Origin of the sequence: Branchiibius hedensis, assembly GCF_900108585.1 — a bacterium.
Taxonomy (GTDB): domain Bacteria; phylum Actinomycetota; class Actinomycetes; order Actinomycetales; family Dermatophilaceae; genus Branchiibius; species Branchiibius hedensis.
In genome coordinates this window covers 1,522,988-1,540,240 of sequence record NZ_UESZ01000001.1, presented here as the reverse complement: position 1 = coordinate 1,540,240, position 17,253 = coordinate 1,522,988, and the positions used below count along the sequence as shown (strand labels likewise).

At 64.0% G+C, this 17,253-nt stretch carries 11 protein-coding genes and 3 rRNA genes; all 14 read left to right on the top strand.

All coding sequences use genetic code 11. The features are described from left to right. Positions 1–15 precede the first annotated feature (15 nt). The 14 genes from argH to recN all read left to right on the top strand — a co-directional run bounded on the left by argH (position 16) and on the right by recN (position 17,234). Positions 16–1,446: an argininosuccinate lyase gene (gene argH, locus DR843_RS07500; RefSeq protein WP_109684793.1), complete on the top strand. Its 1,431-nt coding sequence runs from the start codon at positions 16–18 to the stop codon at positions 1,444–1,446. 1 nt (position 1,447) lies between these two features. Further along, the gene (locus DR843_RS07495; RefSeq protein ID WP_109684792.1) at positions 1,448–2,062 is read left to right on the top strand and encodes a DNA-3-methyladenine glycosylase; all 615 of its coding nucleotides are present in this window, start codon (positions 1,448–1,450) and stop codon (positions 2,060–2,062) included. A 100-nt stretch (positions 2,063–2,162) separates the two neighbouring features. After that, on the top strand, positions 2,163–3,425 hold the full coding sequence (tyrS, locus tag DR843_RS07490; RefSeq protein ID WP_109688711.1) for a tyrosine--tRNA ligase: 1,263 nt from the start codon (positions 2,163–2,165) through the stop codon (positions 3,423–3,425). Between the two features lie 477 nt (positions 3,426–3,902). Next, positions 3,903–5,432: ribosomal RNA gene (locus tag DR843_RS07485) — 16S ribosomal RNA — on the top strand. A 507-nt stretch (positions 5,433–5,939) separates the two neighbouring features. Continuing rightward, a 23S ribosomal RNA gene (locus DR843_RS07480) occupies positions 5,940–9,069 on the top strand. A gap of 156 nt (positions 9,070–9,225) precedes the next feature. Then, positions 9,226–9,343: ribosomal RNA gene (gene rrf, locus DR843_RS07475) — 5S ribosomal RNA — on the top strand. The 16S, 23S and 5S rRNA genes sit together here, the layout of an rRNA operon. Before the next feature lie 838 nt (positions 9,344–10,181). After that, on the top strand, positions 10,182–10,883 hold the full coding sequence (locus DR843_RS19775; RefSeq protein ID WP_146202510.1) for a tetratricopeptide repeat protein: 702 nt from the start codon (positions 10,182–10,184) through the stop codon (positions 10,881–10,883). A 141-nt stretch (positions 10,884–11,024) separates the two neighbouring features. Further along, positions 11,025–11,462 (top strand): single-stranded DNA-binding protein, encoded by a 438-nt coding sequence (locus tag DR843_RS07465; RefSeq protein ID WP_245934052.1) that lies wholly within the window; start codon positions 11,025–11,027, stop codon positions 11,460–11,462. Between the two features lie 50 nt (positions 11,463–11,512). After that, entirely contained in the window at positions 11,513–12,526 is a 1,014-nt protein-coding gene (locus tag DR843_RS07460) for an HAD-IIA family hydrolase (RefSeq protein ID WP_109688707.1), read from the top strand. Between the two features lie 25 nt (positions 12,527–12,551). Beyond that, a complete protein-coding gene (locus DR843_RS20330) occupies positions 12,552–13,541 on the top strand; it encodes a hypothetical protein (RefSeq protein ID WP_177647418.1) in 990 nt (329 codons plus the stop codon). Next, positions 13,538–13,792 carry a hypothetical protein gene (locus tag DR843_RS07450; RefSeq protein ID WP_109684790.1) on the top strand — a complete coding sequence of 85 codons (255 nt, stop codon included), beginning with the start codon at positions 13,538–13,540 and terminating at the stop codon, positions 13,790–13,792. The genes DR843_RS20330 and DR843_RS07450 overlap by 4 nt, the downstream gene beginning before the upstream one ends. Then, the gene (locus DR843_RS07445) at positions 13,793–14,620 is read left to right on the top strand and encodes a TlyA family RNA methyltransferase (RefSeq protein WP_109684789.1); all 828 of its coding nucleotides are present in this window, start codon (positions 13,793–13,795) and stop codon (positions 14,618–14,620) included. It begins immediately after the preceding gene. Then, positions 14,617–15,519, top strand: coding sequence for an NAD kinase (locus tag DR843_RS07440; RefSeq protein WP_109684788.1), 903 nt, complete (start codon positions 14,617–14,619; stop codon positions 15,517–15,519). The genes DR843_RS07445 and DR843_RS07440 overlap by 4 nt, the downstream gene beginning before the upstream one ends. Beyond that, entirely contained in the window at positions 15,492–17,234 is a 1,743-nt protein-coding gene (gene recN / locus DR843_RS07435) for a DNA repair protein RecN (protein ID WP_342767173.1), read from the top strand. Before DR843_RS07440 ends, recN begins: the two co-directional genes overlap by 28 nt. The last annotated feature ends 19 nt before the right edge of the window (positions 17,235–17,253 follow it).

Here is a 17,253-nt window from a genome sequence, read left to right as displayed (position 1 = left end):
GTATAAGGGAGATCCGTGAACACCGAAGGCAATCTCGCCCTGTGGGGTGGCCGCTTCGCCGGAGGGCCGGCTGATGCACTGGCCGCGCTGTCCAAGTCGACCCATTTCGACTGGCGACTGGCCGAATTCGACATCGCGGGGTCACGAGCACACGCCCGTGTGCTGCACGGCGCCGGTCTCCTCGACGACGAGGGCCTCACCGCCATGCTGGCCGGACTCGATCAGTTGCTGGCCGACGTACGTTCCGGTGACTTCACACCCGCACCTGGCGACGAGGACGTGCACACCGCGCTGGAACGCGGCTTGATCGAGCGGGCCGGCGCCGACGTCGGCGGTCGCCTGCGGGCCGGCCGCTCTCGCAACGATCAGATCGCCACGCTGTTCCGGATGTACCTGCGGGCGCACGCGCGTTCGGTCGCGGCGTTGCTACTGGACGTCGTCGACGCACTGCTCGCCCAGGCGAAGAACCACCTTGGCGTGGCGATGCCCGGGCGCACCCACTTGCAGCACGCTCAACCCGTGCTGCTGTCCCATCACCTGCAGGCGCATGCGTGGGCCCTGCTGCGCGACGTCGACCGGCTGCGGGACTGGGACCGACGTGCGGACGAATCGCCCTACGGCTCAGGCGCCTTGGCGGGTTCGTCGCTGGGTCTGGACCCGCTGTCCGTGGCCCACGATCTTGGTTTCAGTCGCAGTAGCGCCAACTCCATCGACGGCACCGCGGGCCGCGACTTCGCTGCTGAGTTCGCCTTCGTCGCGGCCATGGCGGCGGTCGACGTGTCGCGGCTGGCTGAGGAGGTCGTCCTCTGGGCGACCAAGGAGTTCTCCTTCGTCACCCTCGACGATGCCTACTCGACCGGGTCGAGCATCATGCCGCAGAAGAAGAATCCGGACGTGGCTGAGTTGGCCCGGGGCAAGGCGGGCCGGCTGGTCGGCGACCTCGCTGGTCTGCTCACCACGCTCAAGGCGCTGCCGCTGGCGTACAACCGCGACCTGCAGGAGGACAAGGAGCCGGTCTTCGACGCCGTGGACACCTTGGAAGTCCTGCTGCCGGCGGTGAGCGGGATGGTCGCGACGCTGGTGTTCAACACCGATCGCTTGGAATCCCTTGCGCCGCAGGGTTTTGCCCTGGCCACTGACATCGCCGAGTGGCTGGTGCGCGAGGGTGTCCCGTTCCGGGTCGCGCACGAAGTGGCCGGCTCCTGCGTGCGGGTGTGCGAGGAGCGCGGGATCGAGTTGTGGGACTTGACCGACGCAGACTTGGTGGCGATCAACCCGAACCTGACCCCCGACGTACGCCGAGTGCTCACCGTCGAGGGCTCTCTCGCCTCCCGCGATGCAACCGGAGGCACCGCGCCGGCACGAGTCGCCGAACAACTGACTGCCGCGACGAAGACCTCGCAGGAGTATCGGACCTGGGCCGACGAATTGCCGCAGATCCGCTGACGTGCCGATCGACGTACCACTGCTGCTGGACCAGACGCGGGCGCTGCTCGGGGCCCGCCTCAGCCATGCAGGAGTCACCGTCCGCATCACCGAAGTCGAGGCGTACGCAGGCGAGACCGACCCGGGTTCGCACGCCTTCCGCGGTCGGACCAACCGCAACGCGGTCATGTTCGGGCCACCGCGCCACCTGTACGTCTACTTCACCTACGGCATGCACCACTGCGCCAACATCGTTCTCTCCCAGGACGGTTCGGCTGCTGCGGCGCTGATCAGGTCCGGCGAGGTGGTCGACGGGGTCCACCTGGCCCGGCAGCGACGGGGCTCGGCGGTTGATCGGGACCTGGCGCGGGGCCCGGCACGGTTGACGCAGGCTCTGGGGCTGACCCTCGCCGACAACGGAGTGCCAGTCCTGTCAGCCCTGCCGAAGCCGGTCGATGAGGACGCGGTGGTCTTGCACGAAGTCGCTCCCGCAGGCGCTCTTGAGTCCGGCCCGAGGGTCGGTGTCCGTGGACCCGGCGGCGATGGCGCCCTGTTTCCCTGGCGGTTCTGGCTCGCCGGGGATCCGTTCGTCTCCGTCTACCGACCGGCGGCACCGCGACCCCGATCGGGGACCTGAGCGGTCCGGCAGGTGAGAATGGAGCGCACCCGGGCACTCGGCGTACGCCATGCTGACCGGGCGTCATCCCGATTTCATGAGAGATAAGGACAACACGATCGTGAGCGACTTTTTCGACGAGCTGCAGTGGCGGGGACTGGTGGCGCAAACCACCGACGAGTCCGCGCTGCGCCAGGCACTCGCCGACGGGCCGATCACGGTCTATTGCGGATTCGACCCCAGCGCCCCGTCCCTGCACTTCGGCAACTTCGTGCAGCTGTCGGTGCTGCGGCGGATGCAGGCGGCCGGCCACCACGTCATTTGTCTGGTGGGTGGTTCGACCGGGCTGATCGGCGACCCCAAACCGGACGCCGAGCGGGTCCTGCAGAGCAAGGACACCATCGCGGAGTCCGTTGACCGGATCAAGACCCTCGTCGGGCCGCTGCTGGACTTCGACGGCGACAATCCGGCCACTCTCGTCAACAACCTGGACTGGACGGCGCCGCTGAGCGCGCTGGACTTCCTGCGCGACATCGGCCAGCACTTCCGGGTCAACACGATGATCCGCAAGGAAGCGGTCGCGCGGCGGTTGGAGAGCGAGCAGGGCATCTCCTACACCGAGTTCAGCTACCAGATCCTGCAGGCGATGGACTATCTGCAACTCTTCCGCGACCGTGGCTGCACGCTGGAGATCGGCGGTAGTGATCAGTGGGGCAACATCACTGCGGGCGTCGATCTGGTGCACCGGGTCGAGGGCAAGACCGTGCACGCGCTGGCCACGCCGCTGCTCACGGACTCCACCGGCCGCAAGTTCGGCAAATCCGAGGGCAACGCGGTGTGGCTGTCCGCGGACATGACTACGCCCTACGCGTTCTACCAGTACTTCCTCAACACCGAGGATGCCTCCGTCATCAGCCTGTTGAAGGCATTGACGGATCTGCCGCGGGCCGAGATCGAAGAGCTCGAGCGTCAGGTCGAGGAGGAACCCTTCCGCCGGGCCGCCCAGCGCACCTTGGCAGAGCAGGTGACGACCCTGGTGCACGGACAGGCGGCGACGGATGCGGTCAAAGCGGCGTCGGAAGCGCTGTTCGGCAAGGGGGACGTGAGTGCGTTGGATGCGAACACCTTGCGCGACGCGACCAGTGAGTTACCCGGCGCGCAGGTGCAGCCCGGCGCAGAGCTGGTGGACGCGTTGGTCGCGGTCGGAATCGCCGACAGTCGCAACGCGGCGCGACGGTTGGTCACCGAGGGTGGCGTCTCGTTGAACAACGTGAAGGTCGATTCGGTGACCGTGGTGCTGGAGGAGAAGGACTACCTGCACGGTCAGGTCGCGCTACTCAAACGGGGCCGCAAGCACCTCGCCGCGGCGCGGATGCCGTCCTGACCTGCGGTTTCTCAGGTATCGGCGGGTAGCTGCCCACATCGTGGGCGGCTACCCGCACCGATTTGGCAGTGTCGCCGTGGTCGCGTAATGTTCACCGGGTTGCCAGGGAGGCACGGACAGCCGGAAGGCTGGCCGGTCCCAGCACATCGCACCGCAGTCGCGGGCACCTTCCAATGATCGAGTACGACGATACGTCGCGCTCGCGTAGACCGAAAGATCCGCTTGGATCGGCTCGGAAAGCGGATTTGGAAAGTCGCAAGTAGCGGTGGTAAGTTTTAGAAGTTGCCTCGGTGAGAAACCCGCAAGGGAAGATCACGGTGGACAGCGTGTTTCTTGAGAACTCAATAGTGTGTCGAGTGATTGATGCCAATTGTTTTTTGATTGGTTGTCAGTGAATGAGATTGTTACCTGATGCCCTTTGTGGGTGTTGGGTGCTCTTGTTGTTTTTGATTGCCAGTTTTGGATTGTTTGCATTTTTTTGCGGAGAGTTTGATCCTGGCTCAGGACGAACGCTGGCGGCGTGCTTAACACATGCAAGTCGAACGCTGAAGCACCAGCTTGCTGGTGTGGATGAGTGGCGAACGGGTGAGTAACACGTGAGTAACCTGCCCTTCACTTTGGGATAAGCCTTGGAAACGGGGTCTAATACCGGGTATGACTGCGCATCGCATGGTGTGTGGTGGAAAGCTTTTGTGGTGGAGGATGGGCTCGCGGACTATCAGCTTGTTGGTGGGGTAATGGCTTACCAAGGCTTTGACGGATAGCCGGCCTGAGAGGGCGACCGGCCACACTGGGACTGAGACACGGCCCAGACTCCTACGGGAGGCAGCAGTGGGGAATATTGCACAATGGGCGAAAGCCTGATGCAGCGACGCCGCGTGGGGGATGACGGCCTTCGGGTTGTAAACTCCTTTCGCCATTGACGAAGCCTTTATGGGTGACGGTAGGTGGAGAAGAAGCACCGGCTAACTACGTGCCAGCAGCCGCGGTAATACGTAGGGTGCGAGCGTTGTCCGGAATTATTGGGCGTAAAGAGCTTGTAGGCGGTTTGTCGCGTCTGCTGTGAAAGCCCGGGGCTTAACTCCGGGTCTGCAGTGGGTACGGGCAGGCTAGAGTGTGGTAGGGGAGACTGGAATTCCTGGTGTAGCGGTGAAATGCGCAGATATCAGGAGGAACACCGATGGCGAAGGCAGGTCTCTGGGCCACTACTGACGCTGAGAAGCGAAAGCATGGGGAGCAAACAGGATTAGATACCCTGGTAGTCCATGCCGTAAACGTTGGGCGCTAGGTGTGGGATCCATTCCACGGGTTCCGTGCCGTAGCTAACGCATTAAGCGCCCCGCCTGGGGAGTACGGCCGCAAGGCTAAAACTCAAAGGAATTGACGGGGGCCCGCACAAGCGGCGGAGCATGCGGATTAATTCGATGCAACGCGAAGAACCTTACCAAGGCTTGACATACACCGGAATCATGCAGAGATGTGTGAGCCTTTTTGGCTGGTGTACAGGTGGTGCATGGTTGTCGTCAGCTCGTGTCGTGAGATGTTGGGTTAAGTCCCGCAACGAGCGCAACCCTCGTTCCATGTTGCCAGCACGTGATGGTGGGGACTCATGGGAGACTGCCGGGGTCAACTCGGAGGAAGGTGGGGATGACGTCAAATCATCATGCCCCTTATGTCTTGGGCTTCACGCATGCTACAATGGCTCGTACAGAGGGTTGCGATACTGTGAGGTGGAGCGAATCCCTTAAAACGAGTCTCAGTTCGGATTGGGGTCTGCAACTCGACCCCATGAAGTCGGAGTCGCTAGTAATCGCAGATCAGCAGTGCTGCGGTGAATACGTTCCCGGGCCTTGTACACACCGCCCGTCAAGTCACGAAAGTTGGTAACACCCGAAGCCCACGGCCTAACCGGTTTTCCGGAGGGAGTGGTCGAAGGTGGGATTGGCGATTGGGACTAAGTCGTAACAAGGTAGCCGTACCGGAAGGTGCGGCTGGATCACCTCCTTTCTAAGGAGCACTCACCCGCCTGTCTTTGTGCAGGGGTCACGGGTGGAGAGAAGACGCTTGCATCACCAACACTGTCCCGGGTTGTCCGGTGGTGGGTTGTGTGGTGGGTGTTGCTCAAGGGTGGAACATCAATCATGGTGCCTCGTGACCGCGAGTGCCGGCTCGACCGACTAGTACTGAAGACCGCTGATGTGTCCTGGGGTGACCTGGGGTGTGGGTGGTGTTCGTGGAGGGTTTGGTTGTGTTGGTGGGTGTGGTGTGGGGGTGTCGGCACACTGTTGGGTCCTGAAGGAACACGTCAGGGCGCTCCTTGTTCTCCCGGTTGCGGGGGGTGGGGGTGTTCGGTGTTTTTTCTGGTGTGGCATGCATGCCACTGGTTTCGCCTGGTTGGGTGGGGTTGGTGGTGTGGTGTGTGTGTTGTTTGAGAATTGCATAGTGGACGCGAGCATCTTGTTTTTTTGTGTCTTTGTGAATTTTGGTTGCTGCCTGCCTGTTGTGGTGGGTGGTGGTCAAGTTTTTAAGGGCGCACGGTGGATGCCTTGGCACCAGGAACCGATGAAGGCCGTAGTAATCTGCGATAAGCCTCGGGGAGTCGATAAACGGGCTGATCCGAGGGTTGCCGAATGGGGGAACCCGGCTGGAGTTATGTCCAGTCACCTGCACCTGAATGTATAGGGTGTGTGGAGGGAACGCGGGGAAGTGAAACATCTCAGTACCCGCAGGAAGAGAAAACAATAGTGATTCCGTGAGTAGTGGCGAGCGAAAGCGGATCAGGCTAAACCTGCGTTGTGTGATACCTGTCAGGGGTTGCGGCGTGGGGGTTGTGGGATGCGTTGTATTGCAGCTGACACTGTGGTGGGTAGTGATAAATCGCGCGTGTAGTCGAAGCATCTTGAATGGTGCACCGTAGAGGGTGGTGGTCCCGTAGACGAAACATGTGTGACTGCCTGGACGTTTTTTCCCAAGTAGCACGGGGCTCGAGGAATCTCGTGTGAATCTGGCAGGACCACCTGCTAAGCCTAAATATTCCCTGGTGACCGATAGCGGACTAGTACCGTGAGGGAAAGGTGAAAAGTACCCCGGGAGGGGAGTGAAATAGTACCTGAAACCGTGTGCTTACAATCCGTCAGGGCCTGCCCCGTTGGGGGTTGGGTGATGGCGTGCCTTTTGAAGAATGAGCCTGCGAGTTAGTGCTCAGTGGCGAGGTTAACCCGTGTGGGGAAGCCGTAGCGAAAGCGAGTCCGAAGAGGGCGTTCATAGTCGCTGGGTCTAGACCCGAAGCGGAGTGATCTACCCATGGCCAGGTTGAAGCGCCGGTAAGACGGTGTGGAGGACCGAACCCACTTCAGTTGAAAATGGAGGGGATGAGCTGTGGGTAGGGGTGAAAGGCCAATCAAACTCCGTGATAGCTGGTTCTCCCCGAAATGCATTTAGGTGCAGCGTCACGTGTTTCTTGCCGGAGGTAGAGCTACTGGATGGCTGATGGGCCTCACCAGGTTACTGACGTCAGCCAAACTCCGAATGCCGGTAAGTGAGAGCGTGGCAGTGAGACGGCGGGGGATAAGCTTCGTCGTCGAGAGGGAAACAGCCCAGATCACCAGCTAAGGTCCCTAAGCGTGTGCTAAGTGGGAAAGGATGTGGAGTTGCTGTGACAACCAGGAGGTTGGCTTAGAAGCAGCCACCCTTTAAAGAGTGCGTAATAGCTCACTGGTCAAGTGATTCCGCGCCGACAATGTAGCGGGGCTCAAGCACACCACCGAAGCTGTGGCAATCACACATTTCCCCAGCCGTCACTCGATGATGGTTCAGGGGTGTGGTTGGGTAGGGGAGCGTCGTGTCACCAGTGAAGTCCCGGTGTGAACCAGGGGTGGAGGTGACACGAGTGAGAATGCAGGCATGAGTAGCGAATGACGGGTGAGAAACCCGTCCGCCGAATAACCAAGGGTTCCAGGGTCAAGCTCATCTGCCCTGGGTAAGTCGGGACCTAAGGCGAGGCCGACAGGCGTAGTCGATGGACATCCGGTTGATATTCCGGAACCGGCGAAGGACCGCCCATATCGAGGCGAGGGATGCTAACCACCCAAACCAGTCACGTTCTGTCACCTTCGGGTGGTGGTGTGGTTGGGGAGCGTGGGACCCGATCTCGTAGTAGGTAAGCAAGGGAGTGACGCAGGAAGGTAGCCTCCGCGTGGCGATGGTTGTCCACGTCTAAGAGCGCAGCCCGATCGGTAGGCAAATCCGCCGATCATGAGGGTGAGGCTTGATAGTGACCACGAATGTGGGAAGTAGGGTGATCCTATGCTGCCTAGAAAAACTTCTAGCGAGGTCCGAGCCGCCCGTACCCTAAACCGACTCAGGTGGTTAGGTAGAGAATACTAAGGCGATCGAGTGAATCGTGGTTAAGGAATTCGGCAAAATGCCCCCGTAACTTCGGGAGAAGGGGGGCCCCAACCCTGAAGCTATTTACTAGCTAGGGGGGAGGGCCGCAGAGACCAGGGAGAAGCGACTGTTTACTAAAAACACAGGTCCGTGCGAAGAAGTAATTCGATGTATACGGACTGACGCCTGCCCGGTGCTGGAACGTTAAGGGGACCGGTTAACACGTAAGTGTGAAGCTGAGAACTTAAGCGCCAGTAAACGGCGGTGGTAACTATAACCATCCTAAGGTAGCGAAATTCCTTGTCGGGTAAGTTCCGACCTGCACGAATGGCGTAACGACTTCTCCACTGTCTCAACCGCGAACTCGGCGAAATTGCACTACGAGTAAAGATGCTCGTTACGCGCAGCAGGACGGAAAGACCCCGGGACCTTTACTATAGCTTGGTATTGGTGTTCGGTACGGCTTGTGTAGGATAGGTGGGAGACTATGAAGCCGCCACGCTAGTGGTGGTGGAGTCAACGTTGAAATACCACTCTGGTCGTTCTGGGCTCCTCACCTCGGACCATGATCTGGTTCAGGGACAGTGCCTGGTGGGTAGTTTAACTGGGGCGGTTGCCTCCCAAAGAGTAACGGAGGCGCCCAAAGGTTCCCTCAGCCTGGTTGGCAATCAGGTGTTGAGTGTAAGTGCACAAGGGAGCTTGACTGTGAGACAGACATGTCGAGCAGACACGAAAGTGGGGACTAGTGACCCGACGGTGGCTTGTGGAAGCGCCGTCGCTCAACGGATAAAAGGTACCCCGGGGATAACAGGCTGATCTTGCCCAAGAGCTCATATCGACGGCATGGTTTGGCACCTCGATGTCGGCTCGTCGCATCCTGGGGCTGGAGTAGGTCCCAAGGGTTGGGCTGTTCGCCCATTAAAGCGGTACGCGAGCTGGGTTTAGAACGTCGTGAGACAGTTCGGTCCCTATCCGCTGCGCGCGTAGGAAACTTGAGGAGACCTGTCCCTAGTACGAGAGGACCGGGATGGACGAACCTCTGGTGTGTCAGTTGTCCCGCCAGGGGCACCGCTGATTAGCTACGTTCGGAAGTGATAACCGCTGAAAGCATCTAAGCGGGAAGCACGCTCCAAGATCAGGTTTCCATCACCAACACGGTGTGAAGGCTCCCAGCTAGACGACTGGGTTGATAGGCCGGACGTGGAAGCACAGCAATGTGTGGAGCTGACCGGTACTAATAAGCCAACAACTTGACCACACAACACCCCTTCAACGGTTGTGCGGCATCAAACACCAAAACCACCGAGACACACTGAACAACTGACTGCTTGCGTCCACTATGCGAATCTGAAACAACACCCCACACACAACAAATGAAAACATTGTTGTGTACGGCGTAACAGTTTCACCCAGTTACGGCGGTCATAGCGAAGCGGGAAACGCCCGGACACATCCCGAACCCGGAAGCTAAGCCCTTCAGCGCCGATGGTACTGCACCCGTGAGAGTGTGGGAGAGTAGGACACCGCCGAACAACCATTCAACCCTTTCAGGGCCACCCCACCGGTGGCCCTGAAAGCATTTACGGACCCGTGAGCTAGGGTCACAGATGGCGATCGATCACGACTGGAGCACCCATGAGCGACACGGATCCGGACGGCGTACCGGCTGAGAAAGACTCCGGTGCATCGCGCGGCAACGCGCGATCCGGGCGCTGGTCACGGGCCAGCGGTGATCGCCCCGCCGATGACCGTGGAGATGCGCGGCGGGAGTCGGGCCCCGGGTATGGCGATGGTGACCGCGATCGCCGTCGCAGCGACGGCGGTCGCGCGAGCGGACGCCCGGACCGCGACCGCCGGCAGGGGTCGGGTTCGCGCGCGTCAGATCGCTCGCCGCGATCCACAGATCGCGGTGGTGGTCGCTCGCGCGGCGACTCCGCGTACAGCCGTGAGCGCAAGAGCGGGTCCGAAGGTCGTGGCCCACGTCGCGATGATCGCGCCGGCGCCGGATATCGCGGGGGCGATCGGGACCGCATGGGCACGGGTCGACGTGACGACGCACGCGGTGGCACCAGAGGTCGCGATCTCAACTCCCGTGGGCGGGGCTCTCGGCAAGAGCCGGGTCGACAGGATCGAGATCGACAGGACCGGCCAAGGTCGGGTCCGACGAATCCGCAACGCGCACCGCGGAGTTGGGACCGTACTTCCCCGCGCAACGAAGGTCGCGACCGAGGTCCGCGCGCCATCGAGCCGGAGGTCCCCGAGGACATCACCGGCCACGAGCTGGACCGTGACGTCTGGACTCAGCTGCGGACACTGAGCAAGGACAACGCCGACGGCGTCGCGAAGCACCTGGTTGCCTCCGCTTCGGTCTTGGACGAAGATCCCGACCTGGCGCTCTCACATGCGTTGCACGCCGCCGGTCGTGCCGGCCGAGTCCCCGCTGTCCGAGAGGCACTGGGGCTGGTCTACTACCGTCGCGGTGAGTTTGCTGATGCGTTACGTGAGTTCCGAACCGCCCGTCGGCTTTCGGGCAGCGATCACCTGCTGCCCTACATGGTCGACGCCGAGCGCGGATTGGGCCGCCACGAGCGGGCTCTGGATCTCGCGGCGAGTCCTGCGGCGCGGAAACTGGCCGAGGCCGACAACATCGAGTTGTTGATCGTCGTCTCCGGCATTCGCCGCGACCTTGATCAGCCGGGAGCGGCTGTGGCGGTACTGAACGTGCCTGCGCTGCAGCGAGCAAGCACCCAGCCGTGGGCTGCGCGCCTCTTCTACGCCTACGCGGATGCCCTGCTGGCCGCCGGTCGGCAGGCGGAGGCGAAGAAGTGGTTCGAGAAGGCCGCCGCCGCGGACCATGAGGGGGAGACCGACGCTGACGAGCGGCTGGACGAACTCGAGGGTTTCGTCCTGGTTGACCTGGAAGCCGAATCCGAGGACGGTTCCGACGCGAGCAATGAGGTCGAGGACCTCGATGTCACTGCTTCGCCTGAGGATTCGGATGAGGCTGGGGTCGGCGACCGGGCGGAGAGCGCTGCCTACGATGCCCTGACGAACCCGTTCAGCAACGACTGACGCCACCACGGCCCGACTGTCCACAGGGTGTCCGCGGATATCCACACCCCGGCGCCTCCAGCTAGCGAGCAAGCGACGTCCGGCCGCAGGCTGTTCCCAGCGATGCCGACCGCGCATCGCAGAAGGGGGAGCAGTCAAGTCATGAAGGGCATGCAGGAAGTTCCGACCGTTGAGCAGCCACCTGCGCCGGTCAACACCGTGACCCTATGCGGTCGGGTCAGCGCAGACCCGACGGTTCGCGAGTTGCCGAGCGGTGATGAGATCGTCACCTTCCGGCTCGTGGTCGCGCGACCGGAAGATCGCCGGGCACGGGTGACGGGGCAGCGGGTGGACACCTTTGATCTGGTCTGTTGGGCCACCCGGCTGCGTCGGCAGGGGGCTCGACTGGCGGACGGGGATGAGATCGCCGTGTCGGGTTCGCTTCGACGGCGATTCTGGCGAGCCGGCGCCGCGGTTCAGAGTCGGGTCGAGGTCGAGGTGACCGCATTGACCGTGCTGGCCAAAGCTACCAAGGACACTGCGACCAAGCGCGCCCCCTCAACGCGGGTGAAGTCCAGACCAAAGGTCCCTGCCGGTTAGCGGGCGGCAGCCGGTGCTGGCCCGAGCGCCGAACCGACACAATGGTGGCCATGAGCACACTTGCCGATGGCTACCGCGCCCTTGTTGTCGATCTCGACGGCGTCGTCTATCGAGGCCCCGAGCCGATACAGCCGGCAGTGGACGCATTGTCAGCGTTGTCGTCGTCCGGGATGAGCATCGCCTACGCCACGAACAACGCATCTCGCAGTCCGCACGAGGTTGCGGAGCATCTACGGTCCTTCGGTCTGGATGTGCAACCAGCGGATGTCTTCACCAGTTCGCTGGCGGGTGCCCATCACCTGTCCACGCTGTTGCCCGAAGGCGCGCGAGTCCTGCCGGTGGGTGGGGAGGGTGTTGGTATTGCGTTGCGGGAGAAGGGTTTTGAGATCGCGGAGTCCGCCGATGATGCTCCGGCGGCTGTTCTGCAGGGGTACGGCCCGAACGTCACAGCCGCACGATTGGGCGAAGCTGCCTACGCCATTGAGCGGGGTGCGAAGTGGGTGGCCACCAACACCGACCGGACCCTGCCGACCGATCGTGGGGTCGCACCGGGGAACGGCACGTTGGTGGAAGCAGTCGCCGTGGCGACCGGCGTGCAGCCCGAGGTCGTGGGCAAGCCCGGGCCGATGCTGTACACCATGGCCGCGTCCACTTTGCAGGTGCCGACCGTGCAGACCCTTGGGGTCGGTGACCGTTTGGACACCGACATCGAAGGGGCCTCAGCGGCCGGCATGGACTCCCTCTTCGTGCTGTCCGGTGTGCACGGTCCGAAGGATCTGGCTGCGGCACCACGCGAGCAGCGGCCGCGATTCATTTGCGTCGACGGCAGCGGACTGCGGGAGCCGTACGAAGAACCTCGTGCGGTGGGGGACGGCTGGGGCATCGCAACGACCGCGGCGGCGCTGTCCGACGAAGAGATCCAGTGGTCCAGCCAAGCTCCTGACGACGATGTGGTCGCGCTACGGATCGTCCTGCGAGTGCTGTGGGATGCGTTGGACGACAACCGGATAGACGAAGGGACCGCCGCACGACTGGCGGCACAGTACGGTAGGACGCAGAAGTAGAGCGCCGATGACACAGGAGTCTGGAGTGAGTGACGACATGTTGCAGTCTGTGTTGAGAGCTTTGTTGCAGGTGGCGGACCGCACGCTGGAAGCTGCGCACTCGGTCTCGAATGGCGTGATGACTTCACCGGGGGTCGCTCCGGCTAGTCGACGGGCGCATGACTTCGCCGACCAGGTGGGCGATCTGGCCGGTGTGCTGGGCGGTCAGTTCAACGACGTAGCAGACCAATTGGGCGATCGGGTCAGCGATTTCGGTGGCTTCACGACGGCCATCCACACAGCCGTTCCCGCCGGGGTGGGCGAGCGGGCGGCGGCCATGTCGGGTGCCGCGGCCGAGCTGGTGTCTGCGCTATCGGCGAACCGGTCCATGGTCGAAGACGTCATCCGCGCGGAGATCGAAGGGCAGTTGCATCGCGTCGGTCTGGCATCGGAAAACGAGTTGGCCGTGGCGCTGGACGAGATCGATCGGTTGCGTGCGGAGAACCAGCGTCTGCAGCGGGCCCTCGCTCAGGACGCCCAGTCCCAGCCGCGACCCACCCCGACCACCGGTCCGGGAACGCCGAGTCGACCGGTCGTGTCGCGCGCCGCGCTGCGCGAAGCCGCGCAGCGCCAGTCCGCCGCCGCGGACGTAGCCGCGGCTCCGGCAAAGAAGGCGACCGCGAAGAAGACGACAGCAAAGAAGACTGCTCCGGCGGCAAAGAAGGCGACCGCGAAGAAGACTGCTCCGGCGGCGAAGAAGGTGACCGCGAAGACGGCTGCTCCGACCGCCAAGAAAGCAACGGCGAAGAAGACGACAGCGAACAAGACGACCGCGCCGGCGGCAAAGAAGGCAACGGCGAAGCAGGCGACCGCAACGAAGTCGACTGCGAAGAAGGCTGCTCCGACCGCCAAGAAAGCAACGGCGAAGAAGACGACAGCGAACAAGACGACCGCGCCGGCGGCAAAGAAGGCAACGGCGAGGCAGGCGACCGCCACGACGGCCGCTGCCCCCGAAGGATCGGCGCCTTCCGCGTGACCACCGACGACCCGAACGACCTGCCGCTGGACGGCCCTGACGAGGATGCCCCAGCCAGCGAGCAGCCGGGAGCTACGTCGTACACGACAGGGGATCCCGGCGTCGACGCAGTCCTGGCTGACCTCGGCCCCATGGCCCAGCAACTTGCCGCCGACGCCGAAGCCCGAGAACCGTTGGACGTGGACGCTGCATTGGAACTCCTCACCGCTGCACATCAACGCTTGGCCGACCGATTGTCCGGGCTGGACTGAATGACCCGCGCGCAGCGGGGGCAACGGCTGGATCAAGCTCTGGTCGATCGGGGGTTGGCCCGGTCACGCACCCTCGCCCGGGAGTACATCGAGTCCTCGCGGGTCCGCCATAACGGGACTGTCGCCGCGAAGGTCAGCGCTCCGGTCCGAGACGATGACCAGCTGGAACTGATCGGCGAGCCGGAACGGTACGTCGGCCGCGCGGCGTACAAACTGCTCGGCGCCCTCGATGCGTTCCCGGAGGTGACGGTTGACGGCCGCCGCTGCCTCGACGTCGGCGCGTCGACCGGCGGGTTCACCCAGGTCCTGCTCGAACGCGGCGCCGCGCAGGTGGTCGCCCTCGACGTCGGCCACGGCCAGTTGGCCGAGCCGGTCCGCGGCGACCCGCGGGTCGTCGAACGTTCGGGTACCTCGATCCGGGACGTCACGGTGCAGGACCTGGGTGGGGCATTCGGCGTCGTCGTCGCTGATCTGAGCTTCATTTCGCTGACCATCGTGATGAGCGTCCTGGCGAGCATGGTGGCTGCGGACGGGGATGCGGTGGTGCTGGTGAAGCCGCAGTTCGAAGTCGGCCGGGAGCGGCTGGGTTCGGACGGGATCGTGCGGTCGGCGCAGCAGCGGGCCGAGGCGGTGGGGGCGGTCATCGACGCAGCCGAACAGTCAGGTTTGTCCGTGCACGGTGTGACAATCAGTGCCGTCGCCGGCGCGCACGGCAACCAGGAGTACCTGCTGTGGTTGCGACAGGCGACGGAAGGCAGGATGGACCCAGCACGGGTCGCGAGTGCCCTCGCGACCATCAGGACCAGCGACGAACGAGGACCGCGATGACCCGCCAGATCCTGCTGATCGGTCACCCCGGCCGCCCAGAGGCGTTGGAGATCGCTGCCCAGTTGGTCAAAGACCTGGGCGACAACGACATCCGCGTGGTCGGCACGGCTGAGGAATTGCGGGCGTTCGGCATCATCGACCAACCGCTCGTCGAGGTCGCTGACGCGCAGGACCCCGCGGCCGGCTGCGAGCTGGCCATCGTCCTGGGCGGTGACGGGACCATCCTGCGAGGCGCGGAACTCGTCCGCGATCATCGTGTTCCGCTGCTCGGCATCAACCTGGGCCACGTCGGATTCCTCGCCGAGGCGGAGCGTGACGACATCCACACCACCGTCCGCAAGGTCGTCGACCGCTCCTGGACGGTCGAGGAGCGCGCCACGCTGGCGGTGACCGCGTCGTTGGACGGACAGGTGCTGTGGCAGGACTGGGCCCTGAACGAGGCGAGTGTCGAGAAGCGGGCTCGCGAACGCATGCTCGAGGTCGTCGTCGAGATCGACGGGCGACCGTTGTCCAGTTGGGGCTGCGACGGGGTCGTGATGTCCACACCGACCGGCTCCACGGCGTACGCCTTCTCCGCGGGCGGCCCGATCGTGTGGCCGGGTGTCGCCGCGATCTTGTTGGTCCCGATCTCCGCGCACGCGCTCTTCGCGCGCCCGCTGGTGCTGTCCACAGACGTGCAGATAGCCGTGGAGCTGAAGCAGGGCGCCGAGGCGGAGGCCGTGGTGTGGTGTGACGGTCGCCGATCCTACGATCTGCCGGCGGGCGCACGGATCGAGGTGTGCCGCGCGGATACTCCGGTGCTGCTGGCGCGACTGACCGATGCACCCTTCACCGACCGGCTGGTCGCCAAGTTCGACCTGTCGGTGTCCGGGTGGCGGGGCACCCGGCGCGGCAGCTGACGATGCTTCGCGAACTGCGGATCCGCAACCTCGGCGTCATCGAGGACGCCGCCCTGGAACTCAGTCCCGGACTGAATGTGCTCACCGGTGAGACGGGTGCCGGCAAGACCATGGTGGTGCAGTCGCTGGGCATGCTGCTCGGGCAACGCGCCGATCCGGCCCTGGTGCGCGCCGGCGCCGAGCGGGCGAGTGTCGAGGGCATCACCGAGCTCGCGGTGGACCACCCCGCAGCAACCCGCGCCCTCGAGGCAGGAGCGCAGATCGACGACGGCGAGCTGATCCTGCAACGCAGTGTGACGACGGGCGGAAGGTCCCGGGCGATCATCGGGGGCGCCACCAGCCCCATCGGCGTCCTGCGCGAGGTCGGCGAACACATCGTGGCCGTGCACGGCCAGGCCGATCAGTGGCGGCTGGCACGGGCCGACCAGCACCGGGCCGTGCTCGACGACTTCGGACGCCGACACGGTCGCACCCTCGCGCGAGCTCTGGAGAGCTACCGATCGGCGTACGCCGAGTGGCAGGCTACACGCACGGAACTAGCTGCGCTGCAAACAGATTCACAGACCCGCACGTTGCGATTGGACCAGTTGACCTCGGCGCTGCAGGACATCGAACGGGTCGACCCCCAGCCCGGCGAAGACGAGGCATTGGTCGCCGAGGCCAGTCGTCTTGATCACGTGGAGCTCTTGCGCGAGACCACCAGCCAAGCGCATCGCGAGCTTGCGGGGGACGACGACGGCGGCGAGCCCGTCCCGCACGTCCTGGGCAGCCTGAGTACTGCGGGCCACGCGCTGGGCACGGCTGCGGAGTACGACGCTGGACTGGCCGATCTCGTGGGCCGGGTGCGCGAACTCTCCGTGCTCGCGGCGGACGTCGCCGCCGACCTGGGCGGCTACCTGGCGGACCTGCCCAGTGACCCGCAGCGATTGGCCTGGGTGCAACAACGGCGGTCGGAACTGAACCACCTGACCCGCCGATACGGGTCCACGGTCGACGAAGTGCTCGCGTTCGCGGAATCCGCCGCGGCGGAGGTCGCCACGCTGGATGGCGGCGACGAGCGGCTGACCCAGTTACGCGAGCAACTGCCGGTGCTGCAGAAGGCGGCCGTCCAGCGGGCGGGCGAACTCACCGCGGCGCGCCGCGCGGCGGCCAAGGCGCTGGGCAAAGCAGTCAATGCCGAACTGGGCCGCCTGGCGATGGGCTCGGCGCAACTGCACGTCGACGTCACACCACGTGAGCCCGTGCAGGAGCAGTTGACCGCTGACGGTGCCGACGAGGTGAGCATCGAACTGAGTTCCGCACCGGGCCAACCCAGCCGGTCCGTGGCCAAGGCCGCCTCCGGTGGCGAGTTGTCCCGGATCATGCTGGCCCTGGAAGTCGTGCTCGGCGCGGACGACGTGCCAACGTTCGTCTTCGACGAGGTGGACGCGGGTGTCGGGGGCGCCGCCGCCCACGAGATCGGCGCGCGGCTGGCGGACCTGGCCCACAGCGCCCAGGTGATCGTGGTCACCCACCTGCCCCAGGTCGCGGCGTACGCCGATCATCACCTCGTCGTGCACAAACAGTCCGATGGGGCGGTCACCCAGTCCGATGTGACGGTGGTCGACGGCGAGCAGCGGGTCGCGGAGTTGGCCCGGATGCTCGGCGGGGTCGCCGACAGTCGGCCCGCTCGCGAGCACGCCCGGGAGTTGCTGAGCGTTGCGCGGGAGCGTTGACCTGCGCCGACGTGGGACG

Coding starts and splice junctions, on each gene's coding strand:
- DR843_RS07460 (WP_109688707.1), top strand. CDS start 11,513: ATGAGCACACTTGCCGATGGCTACCGCGCCCTTGTTGTCGATCTCGAC.
- DR843_RS07445 (WP_109684789.1), top strand. CDS start 13,793: ATGACCCGCGCGCAGCGGGGGCAACGGCTGGATCAAGCTCTGGTCGAT.
- DR843_RS07465 (WP_245934052.1), top strand. CDS start 11,025: ATGAAGGGCATGCAGGAAGTTCCGACCGTTGAGCAGCCACCTGCGCCG.
- DR843_RS07440 (WP_109684788.1), top strand. CDS start 14,617: ATGACCCGCCAGATCCTGCTGATCGGTCACCCCGGCCGCCCAGAGGCG.